The following is a 17,264-nucleotide window of genomic DNA, read 5'->3' as shown; positions in this document are numbered from 1 at the left end:
CATCTGCCGAAGCTGCCAGGCGCAGACCGAAAGACCGAACATCGAGCCCAGCACGAAAGGCAGCGACCAATGCCAAAGGAGCGCGACGAAGTAGCGAGGGCGAAGGCGCATCACTCAACCTCCCAGACTTCAACGTCGTCATCGGAGTCAACGCCAAGGGCATGCATCGCCATCTGAAACGCCTCTTCAAGACTGGCGGCGGAGACGGTCAGGCAGTAAATGCCCTGATAAACAACGTCCCACTTGGGCAAGCGGTCCATCTCGTCAAGATCGAAGAGAGACATGTCAGGCCACCAAGCGCAGTTGAGTGCGCGGCGCCTGGGCGTGCCGGTAGAAGCTCGGCAGCACCAGGTTGTCATTAGTGACGATTTCGGTGGCACGACGGACCAGCACAGCGGTATGCCGGGTGACGTCGTAGGGCATGCGGATGTTGATGCCGATCTTGTTTAGGCGCGCCGCGTACTCATTAACCTGCCGTTTGCTGAAATCGAACTGAATGCCCGGGCAGTGCATCCACTGCATGGCAATGTTGGCGGTCGCGTTGGCGGCCTGGGTGGAGGCAACAATGCCCTTCTCTTTCAGCGTCTGCGCAATCGTGCTGTAGTCCATACCCATCACCTCAAGCTTCTGATCTACCGCCAAAAATTCCGCGTGGATGTCGCGGAAACGGGACTCATCGAAGAGCCCCCACCACTCCAGGCGCTCCCGCTGCAGGTACTCCGCTTTCAATTCCTGCTCCATGCGCACCACGCCATGCTCATCGCAGTAATTGGCCAGCGACTGCAGGTAGCGAAATTCGGGCGAGTCCTCGCCGAAATTCCGTTGCACTTTGGGAACAGGAACTTACGAATGGCGTGCGCCTTCTGGTACGCCTTCTCGTAGTGGTCGCGAGCCTTCCAATCGACGGTTCGCCCGTCCTCATAGAGGTGCCCCACCTTGCGCTTCCACAGCTGGGTAGAAAGCGCCCGGATGTAGGCCAGGTCATTGCCCTTCCCTACTGTCCGGTTCGTGGTCAGGTCGATACGGCGGATGCGGGCGCCATTGCCGACCATGCTGGACTTCGTACCGTCCTCACCTTGGCGCAGGCCCCACTCGGTGCACTTGGTGAAGCGCGGTAGCCGGCGGAAGCCATACTCATCGGTGTACGACGTGACGATCTCGTTGAAGACCGCCATGCACTCGTCCAGGGTGCGGAACCCATCGAGGTTATCCAGCCGGTTGACCGCGCTCGGATTGCCCTTCACCACCAGCTTGTTGCCGTCGGCACGGATGGAGATCGACGTGGAGTAGCTGCCCTCATGCTTCCAACCCGGTTCCGTCACCTTGAGGCGCTCGCCGGTACGCTTGTCGTAGTAGCAAATGCGGGTGTCCGACACCTGCGGCAGTTCGAACGGAAAGACCTGCTCGACCGCAAGGTAGTCGTAGAACATCCGAGATTGCGGGTTAGACGAAGGAGACATCGCCAGCCTTTTGTTGACATATTTACAAATCGACCTGGCGGCAAATGTAAATTTGTCGACAAGTCAATGTCAATGCTTGTCGACAAAACGACATTAACCTTCGAGAGATGCGGCGCCGACGCGGGGCATGAATAGGTGAAAAAGCAGATGCAATTGAGAATCACCCAGGAAGAACAGGAGCTTCTGAGAAAGAAGTCCATAGAGATAAATCAGGCTCTGATGAAACATGGCAAGCCGCCATTGAGCGACTCAAAGCTGCTGCATGAAATACTTTTAAAGTCAATGAGTTACGCAAAGCTAAGCCCGTCGGGCGAAGTCGTCATAGACCCCGAATAGGCACAGGAGAGGCAAGGAAAATGCGGCAACTAACGCTCGCAATAGCTCTGCTCATCAGCGCAGGAACAGTGGCGGCAGAAGGGAAACCCATAGCAACGCAAGCAGCAGAAGCCATGCAGCCGGCCGCAAAGGCATATCAGCGAAAAGCATCACAAACAGCCCTGGAATTCATGGCGGGAACAGGGAGCGGAGTGATGGCGGACGGAGCACGAAGGGCGCTACAGCAACAGAACAGCGCACCAAAAGGCCTAGGGAACACAAGCATTGTCCGCAGCACCAAAGACTGCATGAAGCCCGGAAATGTCATAGACAAAGACGTTCAGGAATGCACGCAGGGGTTGCGAGAGAAAGACTGGTAATACCTGCCCAATAGCAGAAGTCCACTATGAATTGGGGGTGTTACAGCACCCCCACCCCTCCGGCGCGTTTTCCGTAACGCGTTACGCAAATCGAAACCCGCAAGACCGTAGGGCGCTGCCCCAACAGGCGTCCGCTCTCCCGCACTCGCAGAGGCTGTTTTCGAAGGTGCAACGTCAAGTGTTCGCTTCGCCCGGCACTCCGTTCGCCGCGCGATGGAGCTGCACGACGAGCCGGGGTGGCGGCACCTGACGAGGATGGCCAGGCGCGAGTTATCGTAACGGAAAAGAGTAACGATAAATACCGACGAACGGTTGATTTATCGTTACGTTACGCTAGCCTATTTATCGTTACGTTACTATAATTAGACCATGAGCAACGGCAACGGAGCCAACCGCCATGATCGACCACCTGGACAAGCAAACCCAACCGATGGACCTGGAACCCAAGCGCAGCCGTGGTCGCCCGGCGACAGGCCAGGCGTTGAGCAATGCCGAGCGTCAACGCCTCTACCGCGAACGCCAAAAAGCGCAACGTAACGAAAATGACGATGCAAAGCGCGTACGCGCGCTGGAAAAGGAGCTGGCAGAGATCAAGGCCATGTACCAGCTCCGCAGCGACCAGCTGGACGACCGCATAGCCGAAGTCCAAAGGCTGAAAGCCGAGCTGACGTCACGTAACGAAAAGGCCAATCCGCTGAACGCGGCAGCAGAGCTAATCCAATACCACGCGCAGAGCTGGGACACGCGGTCGAGGAAATGGAAAACGATCGGCGAAACAAACCCGGATAACGAACCGTTCGACAACTGGCGGGACGCCGAAAAGTTCGTAAAAGACCTGCTGAAAGCTGGATCAGCACTGCGTTACAGGATCGTACCGGCAAACCTGCCAGTCACCGAATATAAGTAACGTAACGGAAAATAAGCCATGGAAACTCAGATCACGATAGGCCTAGTCGCCCTAATCCTCGCCGTCATCATCCTGGCCGGCTCAGTCATGGCCATCGTCGGATATGGCTTCATACGCCACTGGCTGCGCACTGGCGAGACCTGGGAAGCCACCCAGGAGCGCAAGGAACGCGAAGCCAAGGCCAAGCAGCCCTAAAGGTCCAAGATCGCACGGCAGGCCGCCTGGAGCGCTTCCAGGCGGTCATCCAGCAAAGCCCCTTCATCATCGAGCTGGGCAACCCGGCGCCTCAGTTGTCGAATCTCACCCGCAAGCCGCGGGTAGTCCTCGAGCATGCAGCAAACCGCGTCCAGGGCATCGCGCCCCGGGAACCAGAGTTTTGCGTCACGTAACAGATATTCGGGGATGTCTAGGGCGGGCATCGCATAATGGACATTACGCTAAATCGGCCCCGGAGCTTATCAGCATTGTCCGGAGCCGACTTAACGTAACGTCACGATATTATGCGAAGCCTAAGCACCGAGCGATGAAGCCCAGTGCCTCGGAAACAGCCAAGATGTTCAGGACCAGCAACGGCGCCGCCAGGCACGCCGTAACGAACACGTCTGCAGGCTCAATCATCCTGGCCTCTCCAGGGACGCGAAGCATACTCGCTGTCCGGCACAACGGTTACGACTGTCGCTGTAGCGTGCGGCGTCGAGGGCCGCTGAACGGATGCAGGAACCGGCCTGGCATCGGCTGATCGCAGGTCGCTCCGCTCGCTGCTCACAGCCGATTGCCGGGCCTGCACAGAGGCCTCCGGATCCACGACCTTCGTCACCGCGCCGCGACCGGTCCAGGGCGTCACTCGATCGCCGTCCACGTCGCAAAGCACGTACAGGTCACGCTCAATCCAGCGGCATTCAGCCATCGGCACGATGCGCCTGGACGAGCCATCCGTCAGCACCACGCTCGACGTGCGGCTAACCGAGCCAGCACCGGTCACAGAAGCCCCGCAGGGCTTCACCCTGGACGGATCGCCCTCGACCGGCACCGAACAGCCGAGCCAGCCGGCGACGCGCCAGGTCGCGCTCATAGGCACCGCGCCGCTGACCGAAACGCCCGTCACAGCCTGCACAACACGGTCGGCAGACGCCCTCACCTGCTGTGCCGGCGCTGCAGCAACTGGCGGCGGGTTCACCAGCTCACTCTGCACGTGCAGACCACGCGCCTCCGGATCGAAGAACCGATGCACGCCCCAGGCGCCGGGCAGGACCAGCACCGGGATGGCCACCACCAGGCCCCACAGGGCCGGCGAACGCCAGATGTTGCCCCGGTTATCGGCCTTGGATTCGTCGCCCACGTCGCCCGTTTCGCTTTGCGTGGCGGACTTGTAGTAGCGGTAAACCTCGGGCTTATACGTGCCGAACGACTGCCGCTGCATCTGACTCTTAGGTGGGCGATCACCCGTCGCCGCACCACTGTAGATATCAACGCGGTACGCCTTCTTAGTCTTCTTTACCACCCGGTAAGTTTGCTCAATCAGCGCCCTGGCAAACGACGCAATCTGACTCAGGTCCTGGGTGACCAACACAATACGCATCGACTTATTGTTCTTATCGACACGGTGCCGATGTTCAGCCAGCAGTGCCTTATCTTGCTCGCGCACAGCAGTTGCCTTTAACCCGGACGGCCAACGCCGCCAAAGTTCATCGAGCACAAGAACGGAACCCGGCGGCGCCAAGTCGGCCAGGTCGTCACGCTTATCCCAGTCAGCCGGCAATTGATCGATAGAGCCCTGCGGGAAGTCTTCCAGCAGCATATCCACCTGCAGCGGGATATTCGTCACCACATGCCGCCCCTGTTTGAGCGACGGAATAATCACATGCTGGACAACACCATAACTTTTTCCGTGTCCAGGCTTGCCCACATACGCATCAATAGGCATGGCGTCACCCTATGAACGGAATACGACGCAGAATAAACCGAGCCAACAATGCGGCCAGGCACACCTTAATGCCGAAACTAAGCTCAAACGTCGAGGCAAACCACATTACAGAGGAAGGAATGCCCGCGAACGCACCGCCGGCCTGCGACATGAAGTCGGGCACCGGAATAGCATTCAGGAACTTGCCGATACCTTCCATGGCGACCGAGTAAATCTTTTTCGGTATCCATTCTGCCCAGTCAACAAACCACTTCAGAATGTCGTTAAGCCAACTTTTCAGCCAATCCAACATGTCAGTCACCTCACGCCAGGAGGAAAATCATAACCGCCACGAAACACCAGAAGGCCCTCATAGTCGGTTGCAGAACATCGTCAATCGTGGACTTCAGGTCACGAATAATGCCGTAGTCCAATGAAGTGCCACCCAAAGCCTGCAGTGCGGGCGTAGTTAATGTCGGTGCCGTTCCAGTATCAGGCGCCGATATATTGCCGACCGCCGTTGCAATCGGACTTGACTTAACCGTGTCGTAGAACTTCTGAGTCGTGGTCTGGTAATCGTCCACGTCATCGAGTTTCGGCGTGTCCGGACTAGAGCCGTCACTGCACTCCTCGGCCGTCACACAGTCGCCGCCACCATCGCCCTCCCCTGTGCCACCAGAGCCCGTCCGGAACCGTTGGAGGCCGAGCCAGTGCCGCAGGCAGCACCGCTACAGGTCGATTGCGTAGAGGTCACCACGCCCGTGCCATCCTTCGTCGTCGTGGTCTTGGTGGTCGTCGTCGAGCTGCTGCACACGTTCATGTCGGTGCACACGGTCTTAGTCGAAACATCCGTCTTCACGGACGTGGTAGAGCCATCAGCATTCGTCGTCGTGCTGATATTCGTGGCGATATCGATGCCCTTTGACGTAGGCGACTTCCAATCACAACTAAACACGCCATTGGCTGTACCGCAGTTCTGCGAGCCCGACGTTTTAGTCTCTTGTTTCGACGTGCAGGATTGGGAACCGTCAGCGCCCGACGAATAGTTGCACGGCTGATTATTAGTATCAGTCTTAGGGGTTAAATCCGGCGCAGCGCAACCGCCATTAGTATGGCAATCCTCATCCTTGGGATTGCCAGTGCCGCCACCCAAGTTTCCGGTATAAGTCCCCGTGACCAGGCAATGCGAACCCTTTCCGTCCGAATTTACAGCACATTGAGAGGTGGCAACCAAAACCTCACAGCCAGATTCATTCGCAGCAACAGAGGTTCCGTTAACCGGCCCCGGATCAGCTGTATCAAAGTCAACCGAAATCTGAGACTGCCCAGTTGAGCCGCCATTAACCTTTGAAAAATATTTGCAATAAACCGCTTTGTCGTAAGTCGTCCAAAGATCAGTGCAAACACCTGAAAGCCAAATCTCAGGATTGTCAGAATCAGCATTCTTGTTATTGCAAAACGTATAATCCTCGCCGGCAGGTGTCTCGCAAGCCCCTGTAGTCGAGTTATAAACAGCCGGCGCAGTACAGCCATCACCCGTACGCTGAACGGCAACACCAGTATGAACCGAACCATCGGACTGGCGAATGGCATAACAGTGATAAAGCGTATCACTATATTTAACAAGATGATCAAAGACAAAATCATTACCATAAGGAATCTGCGAGCAAACACTAGCTGGAGATGGGCCAGAATAAACAACCCCATTCCAGGCCGAGGGCGTAAACCACGAATAATCAGCAGCCCAGGATTGAGAGACGAACAACAGAAAAAGCAGGAATAAGGCACGCATATCAAAGACTCCAGAAGAAACATAGGGCCGACATGCCGCCGAAAAAGAACGATACGAAGTAATAAAGATCAGCCATGCTTTCGCACTCCCCAAAGAAAAGGGCGGCCGAAGCCGCCCCCTGTACAAGCGGCCCGGTCAGGCGCTTTTGATCATGCCGAGCAGCATCTTGGCGCCACGGACAGCGACGTAGACCGCAGCAGCCAGGGCAGCCACAGCCAGGATGCCGGTCACAACAGTGGACCAGTCCACGCCGGACGTGATGGCCGAGAAATCCGGGCCGGCAGCAGCAGCCAGGCCGGAACCAGCAGCAGCCATGAGCGAGCCCAGGGCGACGACACCATTTTTGTTCAGTTTCATAGACTTAACTCCGAATCATCTTGAGGATTGCTCGGGCTCCGAACACGACGGCTAGCGGTACACCGACGAAGACGAAGCCGACCCCGAACGCCTGCGCGAGTGCCGCAGGGTCGAGCGTGGTGGGGTCGAAATCTTGGTGCGACTCAACAAGCACCCAAGGGGTGGAGCAACTGGGCGCGCCGGTACTGAGCACCTGAATTTCGCCATCGCAGGCGACCGTATACGTAGTCACGAACGAGCCCAGCGGCCGAGGCCGTGAACAACCACGCCCGCAGCGACGTACAAGGCGAGAAACTCAGCGATCAGCATCTAGGCGCCCTCCCCAATCAGCTGGCCTGGCGAACAGGCTTCACCAGCGGCACCAGACGCAGGCGCATCTGCAGGTCTTCGAAGCGCCCCACGTAGAAGCTATCCGGGCCGACGGTATAGAGGCCGGGCGCATACGGAGCCGCGTTGTCATCGAGCGTGACCTTGATGTGCTGCGGGTACTTCTGCCCCGGCAGGGTGACGTACGCTTTCTGCTCGCGGATCTGGTAGGGCTTGCCGGTCTTCGCCGAATTGCCCGACTTGACCACCACCTCGGCGCTCTCTATCTCAACCTGAATATCCATCGTCTTTCCTCTCTCAACGTGTGCCCGAATGGGCGTTAGAAGCCGAAGGCATCACCCACCCAGGGTGTGCCGTCAGACCAAATTTCGGTGCGGGCGAAGCGCTTGAACTCAGCAACAATTTCCCAATAACGCCGACGCTCGCGGTCCTCGCGGGACTCATACGGCGCGGGCTGAACGGAGGGCATTTCGAGCAATGCAGGATTAGCCACGATGGAGCTACGCAGCGAAGCCTGGAGGGCCGCACGGGCGCGCTCAGAGGCCGAAAGCTGAACACCCTGGAAGCTAACGGTCCGCATGGCACACCTGCTCAGCAGTAGCCCGGAAAGACGCCTCAATCTGCGGCCCCATCTGCCGAAGCTGCCAGGCGCAGACCGAAAGACCGAACATCGAGCCCAGCACGAAAGGCAGCGACCAATGCCAAAGGAGCGCGACGAAGTAGCGAGGGCGAAGGCGCATCACTCAACCTCCCAGACTTCAACGTCGTCATCGGAGTCAACGCCAAGGGCATGCATCGCCATCTGAAACGCCTCTTCAAGACTGGCGGCGGAGACGGTCAGGCAGTAAATGCCCTGATAAACAACGTCCCACTTGGGCAAGCGGTCCATCTCGTCAAGATCGAAGAGAGACATGTCAGGCCACCAAGCGCAGTTGAGTGCGCGGCGCCTGGGCGTGCCGGTAGAAGCTCGGCAGCACCAGGTTGTCATTAGTGACGATTTCGGTGGCACGACGGACCAGCACAGCGGTATGCCGGGTGACGTCGTAGGGCATGCGGATGTTGATGCCGATCTTGTTTAGGCGCGCCGCGTACTCATTAACCTGCCGTTTGCTGAAATCGAACTGAATGCCCGGGCAGTGCATCCACTGCATGGCAATGTTGGCGGTCGCGTTGGCGGCCTGGGTGGAGGCAACAATGCCCTTCTCTTTCAGCGTCTGCGCAATCGTGCTGTAGTCCATACCCATCACCTCAAGCTTCTGATCTACCGCCAAAAATTCCGCGTGGATGTCGCGGAAACGGGACTCATCGAAGAGCCCCCACCACTCCAGGCGCTCCCGCTGCAGGTACTCCGCTTTCAATTCCTGCTCCATGCGCACCACGCCATGCTCATCGCAGTAATTGGCCAGCGACTGCAGGTAGCGAAATTCGGGCGAGTCCTCGCCGAAATTCCGTTTGCACTTTGGGAACAGGAACTTACGAATGGCGTGCGCCTTCTGGTACGCCTTCTCGTAGTGGTCGCGAGCCTTCCAATCGACGGTTCGCCCGTCCTCATAGAGGTGCCCCACCTTGCGCTTCCACAGCTGGGTAGAAAGCGCCCGGATGTAGGCCAGGTCATTGCCCTTCCCTACTGTCCGGTTCGTGGTCAGGTCGATACGGCGGATGCGGGCGCCATTGCCGACCATGCTGGACTTCGTACCGTCCTCACCTTGGCGCAGGCCCCACTCGGTGCACTTGGTGAAGCGCGGTAGCCGGCGGAAGCCATACTCATCGGTGTACGACGTGACGATCTCGTTGAAGACCGCCATGCACTCGTCCAGGGTGCGGAACCCATCGAGGTTATCCAGCCGGTTGACCGCGCTCGGATTGCCCTTCACCACCAGCTTGTTGCCGTCGGCACGGATGGAGATCGACGTGGAGTAGCTGCCCTCATGCTTCCAACCCGGTTCCGTCACCTTGAGGCGCTCGCCGGTACGCTTGTCGTAGTAGCAAATGCGGGTGTCCGACACCTGCGGCAGTTCGAACGGAAAGACCTGCTCGACCGCAAGGTAGTCGTAGAACATCCGAGATTGCGGGTTAGACGAAGGAGACATCGCCAGCCTTTTGTTGACATATTTACAAATCGACCTGGCGGCAAATGTAAATTTGTCGACAAGTCAATGTCAATGCTTGTCGACAAAACGACATTAACCTTCGAGAGATGCGGCGCCGACGCGGGGCATGAATAGGTGAAAAAGCAGATGCAATTGAGAATCACCCAGGAAGAACAGGAGCTTCTGAGAAAGAAGTCCATAGAGATAAATCAGGCTCTGATGAAACATGGCAAGCCGCCATTGAGCGACTCAAAGCTGCTGCATGAAATACTTTTAAAGTCAATGAGTTACGCAAAGCTAAGCCCGTCGGGCGAAGTCGTCATAGACCCCGAATAGGCACAGGAGAGGCAAGGAAAATGCGGCAACTAACGCTCGCAATAGCTCTGCTCATCAGCGCAGGAACAGTGGCGGCAGAAGGGAAACCCATAGCAACGCAAGCAGCAGAAGCCATGCAGCCGGCCGCAAAGGCATATCAGCGAAAAGCATCACAAACAGCCCTGGAATTCATGGCGGGAACAGGGAGCGGAGTGATGGCGGACGGAGCACGAAGGGCGCTACAGCAACAGAACAGCGCACCAAAAGGCCTAGGGAACACAAGCATTGTCCGCAGCACCAAAGACTGCATGAAGCCCGGAAATGTCATAGACAAAGACGTTCAGGAATGCACGCAGGGGTTGCGAGAGAAAGACTGGTAATACCTGCCCAATAGCAGAAGTCCACTATGAATTGGGGGTGTTACAGCACCCCCACCCCTCCGGCGCGTTTTCCGTAACGCGTTACGCAAATCGAAACCCGCAAGACCGTAGGGCGCTGCCCTACAACCCGCTCTCGCCCGCGAGGCGTCAGGAGCGCGGGAGGGAAAGCTCTCCCGCACTCCCTCGCAGAGGCTGTTTTCGAAGGTGCAACGTCAAGTGTTCGCTTCGCCCGGCACTCCGTTCGCCGCGCGATGGAGCTGCACGACGAGCCGGGGTGGCGGCACCTGACGAGGATGGCCAGGCGCGAGTTATCGTAACGGAAAAGAGTAACGATAAATACCGACGAACGGTTGATTTATCGTTACGTTACGCTAGCCTATTTATCGTTACGTTACTATAATTAGACCATGAGCAACGGCAACGGAGCCAACCGCCATGATCGACCACCTGGACAAGCAAACCCAACCGATGGACCTGGAACCCAAGCGCGGCCGTGGTCGCCCGGCGACAGGCCAGGCGTTGAGCAATGCTGAGCGTCAACGCCTCTACCGCGAACGCCAAAAAGCGCAACGTAACGAAAATGACGATGCAAAGCGCGTACGCGCGCTGGAAAAGGAGCTGGCAGAGATCAAGGCCATGTACCAGCTCCGCAGCGACCAGCTGGACGACCGCATAGCCGAAGTCCAAAGGCTGAAAGCCGAGCTGACGTCACGTAACGAAAAGGCCAATCCGCTGAACGCGGCAGCAGAGCTAATCCAATACCACGCGCAGAGCTGGGACACGCGGTCGAGGAAATGGAAAACGATCGGCGAAACAAACCCGGATAACGAACCGTTCGACAACTGGCGGGACGCCGAAAAGTTCGTAAAAGACCTGCTGAAAGCTGGATCAGCACTGCGTTACAGGATCGTACCGGCAAACCTGCCAGTCACCGAATATAAGTAACGTAACGCTAAAGATCCAGAATCGCACGGCAGGCCGCCTGGAGCGCTTCCAGGCGGTCATCCAGCAAAGCCCCTTCATCATCGAGCTGGGCAACCCGGCGCCTCAGTTGTCGAATCTCACCCGCAAGCCGCGGGTAGTCCTCAAGCATGCAGCAAACCGCGTCCAGGGCATCGCGCCCCGGGAACCAGAGTTTTGCGTCACGTAACAGATATTCGGGGATGTCTGGGCGGGCATCGCATAATGGACATTACGCTAAATCGGCCCCGGAGCTTATCAGCATTGTCCGGAGCCGACTTAACGTAACGTCACGATATTATGCGAAGCCTAGGGTTCACCAGTGACGGATCTCCCGAGCCAAGCCGACCACAAACAGGATTACTCCAGGAACAACAACCAAAGCCGCCTGCCACCACGTAAGGTCAGTCATCGCCACGACTCGCCCACGCCTGCATCATGCCGAAGCCGGCCAAGCCGGCGAACACCGTGCCCACCACAACGACCAGAAGCACGGTCAACACCATCCACACATCCATCATCACCTCCACGGCCTCGACGGGTATTCGCTGTCAGGCACGATCGTAAGGCGCGTGCCGCCGAAACCGCCATCGGTCGCTGAAGCCAGCGGCGCGCCGCTGGACACGTCGCGCGGTGCTCCTACGTCGCTTCCGCTTGCGACGAGGCCAGCGGTTGGCGGCTGTGGCAACGAGGCCACCTGCTGGCTGCCATGATCCGGCAGCGTTGGATCGAAGAACCGATTCTCCACCGCGTTCATGCAGTACTCGAAAGTCGTCTGCACCTGGCTGCCTTGCTGGGTGTAACACCCGCACCCAGTCTTCTTCCCATGGTGCCAACCGACCTTCATGCGGCTACGCACGCTGTTGCGCTCCAGAAGCGTTTCATTGGTCGTCGAGACACAGTATGTGCGCGGGAAGCTGACGGGCTTGGTCAGCTCATCGTAGATCGGCGCCGACGACGGCACGGACGCAATCCGTGGCGTCCGGTCGGCCAGGTACTCCTGCAGCGTCTGCTTGCCCTTGCCCTTCACCGATTCCGGCGCCACGGCATCCACCACCGATCCCAGCACAGCAGCGCCCGAGGGCAGCGCCTGCTGCTCAGTAGGCGCATCGTGGGCGCCCACCTTCTCCTGATAACGCTGATAGAACCGATACCCGAAGACGGCCACCACACCCAGGCAGAGAAGCAGCGCATAGAGGGCCAGAGGCGCCTTGAATTTGAAGAAATGCGAAGCCCCCTGGGCCGTGGACTGGTAGACGTCGAAGAACTTCTTATCGAGCTTGATAGGCGTCGTCATGGCCGCCTTGAACGAGCTGGCCTTGTCGACATCGGACACCTTCCCACTCGTGCCGCAAAATCCGCGACGACTTGAAGATGCGCTTGAAATGGATGTGCCGGTTGGTCAACCGGCGAGCGTGCACGTCAATGAAGCTGGGGTGCTGGGTGATTAGCCACAGCTCGCGTCCCTCATGGCGCACGGTTTCCATCTTGGAGCAGTACTCGGGAACCGGCTTGCGAATGTCCCTGGGCGGGAAAAAGCCCTGGGCCTCATCCACCACGATCAGACTGTTCTCGGGCAGTTCGAACCACTTATGCGGGTCCTCGAACTCGTACCATTCCGCCTTAAGCAGCTCGGGCTTAAGGCCGCGAATATTGTGGAAGTACACAAGCCGGCCTTCTTTAACCGCCTGCGCATCTACTTCCTTGATCGTGTTAAGCGTCTTGCCATTGCCAGGAAGACCAGTAACCAAGTTCAGTGGCGAGCCCATACGTTAAGCCTCCAGGACGCCATACTTTTTCTTGCGGCCACTGAGCTTGTTAACGCCGTTCAAGATGAACCGGGTGGTCACTGCGGAAAGAACAATGTTCACCGCAACATCAACATTGGCCAGGCCAAGAATTTGCTGAACTTGGATGGGCATTCCGCCAAGGGCTGCAATCAAGTGATCCTTGGCGGCATTAATTGCCAGATTGATTCCGATATAGCTCATTACGCCAATGCCCAAGGCGCGAAGCACCATGTTCACCAGCGGAATAAGCACGAAGCTCAAAAACGAAAACGCATAGTAGAACCACATAATCAATCACCTCCAAAGGCGCGACCAACATACGTTGCAAAGAACAGGGATGCCCAGGCGACAAGGAACTTTCCAACCAGCTCGGCGTACTGACAGACCGGCTGCCAGTTAAACTGGAGAGGTCCTACATGCAGTGTTGTTGTTGAAACCGCCGGGCATGCCGAAGGCAAGAACCGAGTGCCTTCGCCAAACAGCGAGCCAATATCTACATCGCCGCCATCGAGCATCGTGTACTTCTCCTGGCCTATTTCCTCGCCAATCTTGTCGAAACCTTTTTGCGCATCCTGGGTTCCTTGTTCTCGCAATAGGCATTCTTCTGGCGCTCAGCAATCGCACAATTAACGGCATCACCAGTGCACTTAAACGCCTTGTCGCAAGCCGTGCCCTCGACACCAGGTTCCTTGTCGTCACCATCGTCACCGTCGTTACCACCTCCGCCGCCACCGCTGGAGCCGTCGCCGCTACCATCGCCGCCGGTACTGCCGCCATCCCCGCCACTGCCGCCGGTACTGCCGCCGCCAGAAGAGCCGCCATCACCACCAGGCGTCGGGTTGTCGGGGTTCTCGTTCCCACCACCATTCGTGGGGAAGCAAGCAGTGCCTGACCAGGAATAGCCATCCGGGCACTTGTCGTCAGGATCGATATCCGGCGGTGTCGTCTCGGCCGCAGAACAGCCGACAGTGCCATTGGCCACGTGCTCGCACTTGAACTGCTTTGCCAGTTCGTCCAGATAATCCTGAAGATCTTGGTCAGGGTTGCCGGAGTTATCCGACATGACGTTATTACCAACCGGCTTCATTTCAACTTCGCATTGTGTGTCCGTACAGTTCTTCGGCTCTCCGGGCTCATAAATGCAACCATCCTTAATATCTCCATCGAGACCAAAAACAGCAGAACCATCAGCAAATGAATACTGAATGGTTTTCGTATATGAACTTTAGCCAGGCACTCTCCATCAGTTGGAGGATCACAAACACCAGTAAGGCCATTAAATACAGTACCGGAAGGGCATGAATCACCAGATCTAGTCGCAGACATGCCGGAGTGAATTGCGCCATCAGACACCCGCAGAGCGACACATCGGAACTGTGTGTCAGAAATCCTATCCAAGTGATCAAAGACAAACTGATTATCATAAGGAATCTGAGCGCAAGCAGAAAAGGGACTAGGGCCGGAGTAAGTATTCCCATACCAGCTGGTAGTAGTCCAAATGTACTCAGACGAGTAAGCGGACAATGGGGCATTAAAAATAAAAGCAAAATCAATATAGCCCGCATAACTAGCCTCTCAAAATAAAAAGCCCCGTCAGGGCCTTTAATTCAACCTGACGCTATAACCGACCGAACAAGATCAGCAACGCCGCTAACACGTTTACCGCGAGCCAGTACATTTCGTAGGTCATGAAGTAAGAGGGGGCCTAAGCCCCCTCCTCCCCTGTTACATCGCGCGGCGCAGCCAGCGCAAAGCCGCGATGGCGAACAGCACGCCCAGGACCAGGTAGCCCAGCTCGTTGCTGTCCGCCTTGGCCGACGCAGCGTCGGTGGCCATCGAGGCCGGCAGCTCGGCGTAAGCCTGCATGGCCAGACCGCCCACACCAGCGGCGATGGCGCCGCCGGAGACCAGAGCCTTGCGGCCGTACTTCTTCACAGCGTTCATGTATTTCATGTTGGCGACCCTCCAGGTCAGTTGGTACTCAGATGCTTCTTCAGGGCGAGGACGCAGAACACCGCGAAGAACACACCAATGGTGTAATCCTGCAGCTCCTTGCGCTCCTCAGGCGACAGGGAGCCCAGGCTCCCCGCGTCCTGCACTGTCATGGCAGTCAGCTGGCCAGAGCACCGGGCAAGCCCGCTCTCGTCCACCAGCCAATCACCATCACAGACCAGGTACTTCATCGGTCACACTCAGCCCGTAGCCTTCAGCTGCTGCTGGGTGACCAGGGGAACCGGCTTGCCGCCGTTCTCGTTCGACAGCCACGTGTCCATGCCGACAGTGCCGCCAGCGGACTTCCACGGCCGGTTGTAGCAGGGCACACACACCTGCTTGCCCTTGAGGGTGTCGTAGAAGTCGCGAAGGCCGGCGTCGAGCTGCTGCTTGGACAGGCGAATGCCAGTAGTCACCTCGACCATCTGGCCGAACTGGTCCTGACTCTCGCCGCTGACCAGGACGTAGTGTTCCTCGAAGCCGTTGCGGGATTTTTTGACAGACGTGCCTTTGCACAGGCCGATTTTCACGAACATGGGGGAACCTCACGGGTAGCTTTTCGGGGTTGATCGCACCAGGACCAGAACCGGCGCAGGAGCAAGAAGAACGTGGCCAAGAAGGCGGCCAGGGAGGCAACCAGGATCACCACCACAAGCCAGATCGGCATGAGTTGGAAGGCATCCACCAGGGCCTTGAGAATCGGCGTCAGAGCGGCCGTAATGGCCAGGTACACCACCCAGCCGAATGCAAAACGGAGGGGCGCTTTCATCAGGCACCATCCCCTTGGGAGTCACGAAGGCAGTGCTCCCAGGCGTTCAGCTTGAGAGCAGTAAGGCGCTCGTAAACGTCGAACTCGATCAGGTCGGCTCCCAGGTAGCCGAGAGCAAACCGGACACAAAGCCCAACTGAAAAGCACGCTCGGAAACAGGGCAGTAACGTAGCTTGGTGAGGCTCCTGTGGAGCCTGTGCAGATGGGCGCTAAGCATCACGCGGCCTCCACGCTGGGTTCGACGTACCCGGCCGGGCGCTGGGCGCCAAAGTCGACCTGGACGAACCGGAGCAGCGGAACCACATTGGTCGCCCGGTCGTGTTCCTGGAGCTTCTGCAGCTGAGCCTTGCTCAGGCCGGCAGCTTGGATATCACGCACATGGTCGTAGAACGTACGTCGAGCCATGGACGCCTGGGTTTCCTCCCAGCCGTAGTCCTTCAGGCTGCGGTAGGTGCGAAACAGGTTCCGCGCGTAGGAGTCGTTCGGCTTGCCCTTTCGGTCGTATTTCGGATGCGCAGCCACCAGCGCATCAAGCACTTTCTCGTCGTCAATCACTCTCATCTCTGCACCCTCGAAAGCTGCGAACAGGTCCGCAGTCACCGCTTGCCAGCACTCCTGAATCAGGCAACGGCCATCTGCCTCCAGCCCCTGCTGGTAGGCGATCAGATCAACCAGGCGCGAAGGGATGCCGCGCCGCTCAAGCCACCGATGCATCACCGTGGCTTCCATCCTAAGCAGGTTTTTTGCCCACTCCTGGAGGTCCGGATTGCTCAGCACCTTCACGGTCCGAGCCGCCGAAAGATCACTCCGCCCTGCCCGCTTCGCGTCCTCCAACTGGCGGAGGAATTCCGGGTACTTCAGGTACGCCTTCAACCGCTTAAGCCGCGAGTCTTTGGCGCCCCAGTAGGCCGTGGTTTCGTAGTTGTCGCCCCGGCTCTTGGTGTGTCCGTTGGTGACGTTCATCAGCGCCTTGATCACCTGAAGCGCCGTGCGCTCATCAGGCAACCGCGAGGAGTAAGTGCAGTCGATCGTGTAGACCTGAGCGGCCGACACATCGAGCTTCGAAAACAGGTCGGGATACGTGCCAGCGATCCACTTCAGCATCACCTGGGCACCAAGGTTGATCGATGTAGGGCCGTACACGTTGTGGCCCTGGAGCAGCTTCGCCGGGCTGGCTTTCACCTCGATCCCTGGCATGAGCCGCTTCCCAAGCGACTGGTGGAACACCTTGAACGCAAGCGGCGTGAATCCGGTGCTCAACGACTCCCAGGTGTGTCGCAGGTAGTCGGCCTGTAATTGGCCGTCCTCTCCCCTGCTAATCTGGCCCTGAAGCGGAACACCTAGGGCCTCCAGATCGACCATGTGCACCGGATCAGCAGCACCATCGACACCGAGCAACTGGATATGCTCGATGGCGAACGGGATGAAGAGGTGCAGCTTGTCGAGCATTGGCAAAATCCCTGTCAATATCGGCATGCCGATACAATCTGGACGGGATCATAAGACTTGAAACTACCGGCGATCAAC

The 17,264-nt window shown here is 57.8% G+C and carries 27 protein-coding genes; 5 read left to right on the top strand and 22 right to left on the bottom strand.

All coding sequences use genetic code 11. The annotated features are described in order from the left end of the window. Window positions 1–110: 110 nt before the first annotated feature. From IG194_RS30105 to IG194_RS32950, 3 genes are read right to left on the bottom strand one after another with little or no spacing between them, the layout of a single operon-like run. Window positions 111–284 carry a hypothetical protein gene (locus IG194_RS30105; protein ID WP_160329425.1) on the bottom strand — a complete coding sequence of 58 codons (174 nt, stop codon included), beginning with the start codon at window positions 282–284 and terminating at the stop codon, window positions 111–113. A 1-nt stretch (window position 285) separates the two neighbouring features. Next, complete coding sequence (locus IG194_RS32955) at window positions 286–741, bottom strand: phage/plasmid replication protein (RefSeq protein ID WP_225617147.1); 456 nt, start codon at window positions 739–741, stop codon at window positions 286–288. After that, a complete protein-coding gene (locus IG194_RS32950; RefSeq protein WP_225617146.1) occupies window positions 726–1,430 on the bottom strand; it encodes a hypothetical protein in 705 nt (234 codons plus the stop codon). The genes IG194_RS32955 and IG194_RS32950 overlap by 16 nt, the downstream gene beginning before the upstream one ends. Before the next feature lie 177 nt (window positions 1,431–1,607). On the opposite strand from IG194_RS32950, the gene IG194_RS30095 reads away from it, so the two are divergent. From IG194_RS30095 to IG194_RS30085, 3 genes are all read left to right on the top strand, one after another. After that, on the top strand, window positions 1,608–1,796 hold the full coding sequence (locus tag IG194_RS30095; protein WP_058491147.1) for a hypothetical protein: 189 nt from the start codon (window positions 1,608–1,610) through the stop codon (window positions 1,794–1,796). A 756-nt stretch (window positions 1,797–2,552) separates the two neighbouring features. Further along, window positions 2,553–3,062 carry a hypothetical protein gene (locus IG194_RS30090; protein WP_192353623.1) on the top strand — a complete coding sequence of 170 codons (510 nt, stop codon included), beginning with the start codon at window positions 2,553–2,555 and terminating at the stop codon, window positions 3,060–3,062. Window positions 3,063–3,080: 18 nt separating this feature from the next. Further along, window positions 3,081–3,257: a hypothetical protein gene (locus IG194_RS30085; protein WP_161796245.1), complete on the top strand. Its 177-nt coding sequence runs from the start codon at window positions 3,081–3,083 to the stop codon at window positions 3,255–3,257. 415 nt (window positions 3,258–3,672) lie between these two features. Here the strand turns inward: IG194_RS30085 and IG194_RS30080 are convergent, their stop codons facing one another. The 9 genes from IG194_RS30080 to IG194_RS30040 form a co-directional block, all read right to left on the bottom strand. Then, a complete protein-coding gene (locus IG194_RS30080) occupies window positions 3,673–4,986 on the bottom strand; it encodes a zonular occludens toxin domain-containing protein (protein ID WP_082996239.1) in 1,314 nt (437 codons plus the stop codon). A gap of 4 nt (window positions 4,987–4,990) precedes the next feature. Next, a complete protein-coding gene (locus IG194_RS30075) occupies window positions 4,991–5,278 on the bottom strand; it encodes a hypothetical protein (protein WP_058491135.1) in 288 nt (95 codons plus the stop codon). Between the two features lie 10 nt (window positions 5,279–5,288). Continuing rightward, the gene (locus IG194_RS30070; protein WP_192353622.1) at window positions 5,289–5,549 is read right to left on the bottom strand and encodes a hypothetical protein; all 261 of its coding nucleotides are present in this window, start codon (window positions 5,547–5,549) and stop codon (window positions 5,289–5,291) included. Window positions 5,550–5,602: 53 nt separating this feature from the next. After that, window positions 5,603–6,757 (bottom strand): hypothetical protein, encoded by a 1,155-nt coding sequence (locus IG194_RS30065; protein ID WP_192353621.1) that lies wholly within the window; start codon window positions 6,755–6,757, stop codon window positions 5,603–5,605. Between the two features lie 135 nt (window positions 6,758–6,892). Next, a complete protein-coding gene (locus tag IG194_RS30060) occupies window positions 6,893–7,114 on the bottom strand; it encodes a hypothetical protein (protein WP_051879229.1) in 222 nt (73 codons plus the stop codon). Between the two features lie 326 nt (window positions 7,115–7,440). Next, the gene (locus IG194_RS30055) at window positions 7,441–7,725 is read right to left on the bottom strand and encodes a single-stranded DNA-binding protein (protein ID WP_043314724.1); all 285 of its coding nucleotides are present in this window, start codon (window positions 7,723–7,725) and stop codon (window positions 7,441–7,443) included. A gap of 35 nt (window positions 7,726–7,760) precedes the next feature. Further along, entirely contained in the window at window positions 7,761–8,021 is a 261-nt protein-coding gene (locus IG194_RS30050; RefSeq protein ID WP_058491146.1) for a hypothetical protein, read from the bottom strand. A 159-nt stretch (window positions 8,022–8,180) separates the two neighbouring features. Further along, window positions 8,181–8,354 (bottom strand): hypothetical protein, encoded by a 174-nt coding sequence (locus IG194_RS30045; RefSeq protein ID WP_160329425.1) that lies wholly within the window; start codon window positions 8,352–8,354, stop codon window positions 8,181–8,183. A 1-nt stretch (window position 8,355) separates the two neighbouring features. Continuing rightward, on the bottom strand, window positions 8,356–9,501 hold the full coding sequence (locus IG194_RS30040) for a phage/plasmid replication protein (protein ID WP_064987555.1): 1,146 nt from the start codon (window positions 9,499–9,501) through the stop codon (window positions 8,356–8,358). A 177-nt stretch (window positions 9,502–9,678) separates the two neighbouring features. On the opposite strand from IG194_RS30040, the gene IG194_RS30035 reads away from it, so the two are divergent. After that, the gene (locus tag IG194_RS30035; RefSeq protein WP_058491147.1) at window positions 9,679–9,867 is read left to right on the top strand and encodes a hypothetical protein; all 189 of its coding nucleotides are present in this window, start codon (window positions 9,679–9,681) and stop codon (window positions 9,865–9,867) included. A gap of 794 nt (window positions 9,868–10,661) precedes the next feature. Continuing rightward, complete coding sequence (locus IG194_RS30030; RefSeq protein ID WP_192353612.1) at window positions 10,662–11,171, top strand: hypothetical protein; 510 nt, start codon at window positions 10,662–10,664, stop codon at window positions 11,169–11,171. A gap of 535 nt (window positions 11,172–11,706) precedes the next feature. Here the strand turns inward: IG194_RS30030 and IG194_RS30025 are convergent. The 10 genes from IG194_RS30025 to IG194_RS29980 all read right to left on the bottom strand — a co-directional run bounded on the left by IG194_RS30025 (window position 11,707) and on the right by IG194_RS29980 (window position 17,186). Next, complete coding sequence (locus IG194_RS30025) at window positions 11,707–12,522, bottom strand: hypothetical protein (protein ID WP_192353607.1); 816 nt, start codon at window positions 12,520–12,522, stop codon at window positions 11,707–11,709. Continuing rightward, on the bottom strand, window positions 12,458–12,955 hold the full coding sequence (locus tag IG194_RS30020) for a zonular occludens toxin domain-containing protein (protein WP_192353620.1): 498 nt from the start codon (window positions 12,953–12,955) through the stop codon (window positions 12,458–12,460). Before IG194_RS30020 ends, IG194_RS30025 begins: the two co-directional genes overlap by 65 nt. A gap of 3 nt (window positions 12,956–12,958) precedes the next feature. Then, window positions 12,959–13,264 (bottom strand): DUF2523 domain-containing protein, encoded by a 306-nt coding sequence (locus IG194_RS30015; protein ID WP_064987540.1) that lies wholly within the window; start codon window positions 13,262–13,264, stop codon window positions 12,959–12,961. Between the two features lie 2 nt (window positions 13,265–13,266). Beyond that, the gene (locus IG194_RS30010; RefSeq protein WP_192353619.1) at window positions 13,267–13,491 is read right to left on the bottom strand and encodes a virulence factor TspB C-terminal domain-related protein; all 225 of its coding nucleotides are present in this window, start codon (window positions 13,489–13,491) and stop codon (window positions 13,267–13,269) included. Between the two features lie 17 nt (window positions 13,492–13,508). After that, complete coding sequence (locus IG194_RS30005; protein ID WP_192353618.1) at window positions 13,509–14,063, bottom strand: hypothetical protein; 555 nt, start codon at window positions 14,061–14,063, stop codon at window positions 13,509–13,511. A gap of 638 nt (window positions 14,064–14,701) precedes the next feature. Continuing rightward, a complete protein-coding gene (locus IG194_RS30000) occupies window positions 14,702–14,929 on the bottom strand; it encodes a major capsid protein (protein WP_064987534.1) in 228 nt (75 codons plus the stop codon). Window positions 14,930–14,946: 17 nt separating this feature from the next. Beyond that, window positions 14,947–15,159 carry a hypothetical protein gene (locus IG194_RS29995; RefSeq protein WP_192353613.1) on the bottom strand — a complete coding sequence of 71 codons (213 nt, stop codon included), beginning with the start codon at window positions 15,157–15,159 and terminating at the stop codon, window positions 14,947–14,949. A 9-nt stretch (window positions 15,160–15,168) separates the two neighbouring features. After that, window positions 15,169–15,504, bottom strand: a complete 336-nt coding sequence (locus IG194_RS29990; protein WP_058487234.1) for a DNA-binding protein — start codon at window positions 15,502–15,504, stop codon at window positions 15,169–15,171. After that, window positions 15,495–15,737, bottom strand: a complete 243-nt coding sequence (locus IG194_RS29985; RefSeq protein WP_058487233.1) for a hypothetical protein — start codon at window positions 15,735–15,737, stop codon at window positions 15,495–15,497. The genes IG194_RS29990 and IG194_RS29985 overlap by 10 nt, the downstream gene beginning before the upstream one ends. Window positions 15,738–15,953: 216 nt before the next feature. After that, window positions 15,954–17,186, bottom strand: a complete 1,233-nt coding sequence (locus tag IG194_RS29980) for a phage/plasmid replication protein, II/X family (protein WP_058487231.1) — start codon at window positions 17,184–17,186, stop codon at window positions 15,954–15,956. Between the last annotated feature and the right edge of the window lie 78 nt (window positions 17,187–17,264).

This window comes from Pseudomonas sp. ADPe (genome assembly GCF_014843515.1).
Classification (GTDB): Bacteria; Pseudomonadota; Gammaproteobacteria; order Pseudomonadales; family Pseudomonadaceae; genus Pseudomonas; species Pseudomonas citronellolis.
This window is presented reverse-complemented; position numbering and strand designations above follow the sequence as displayed.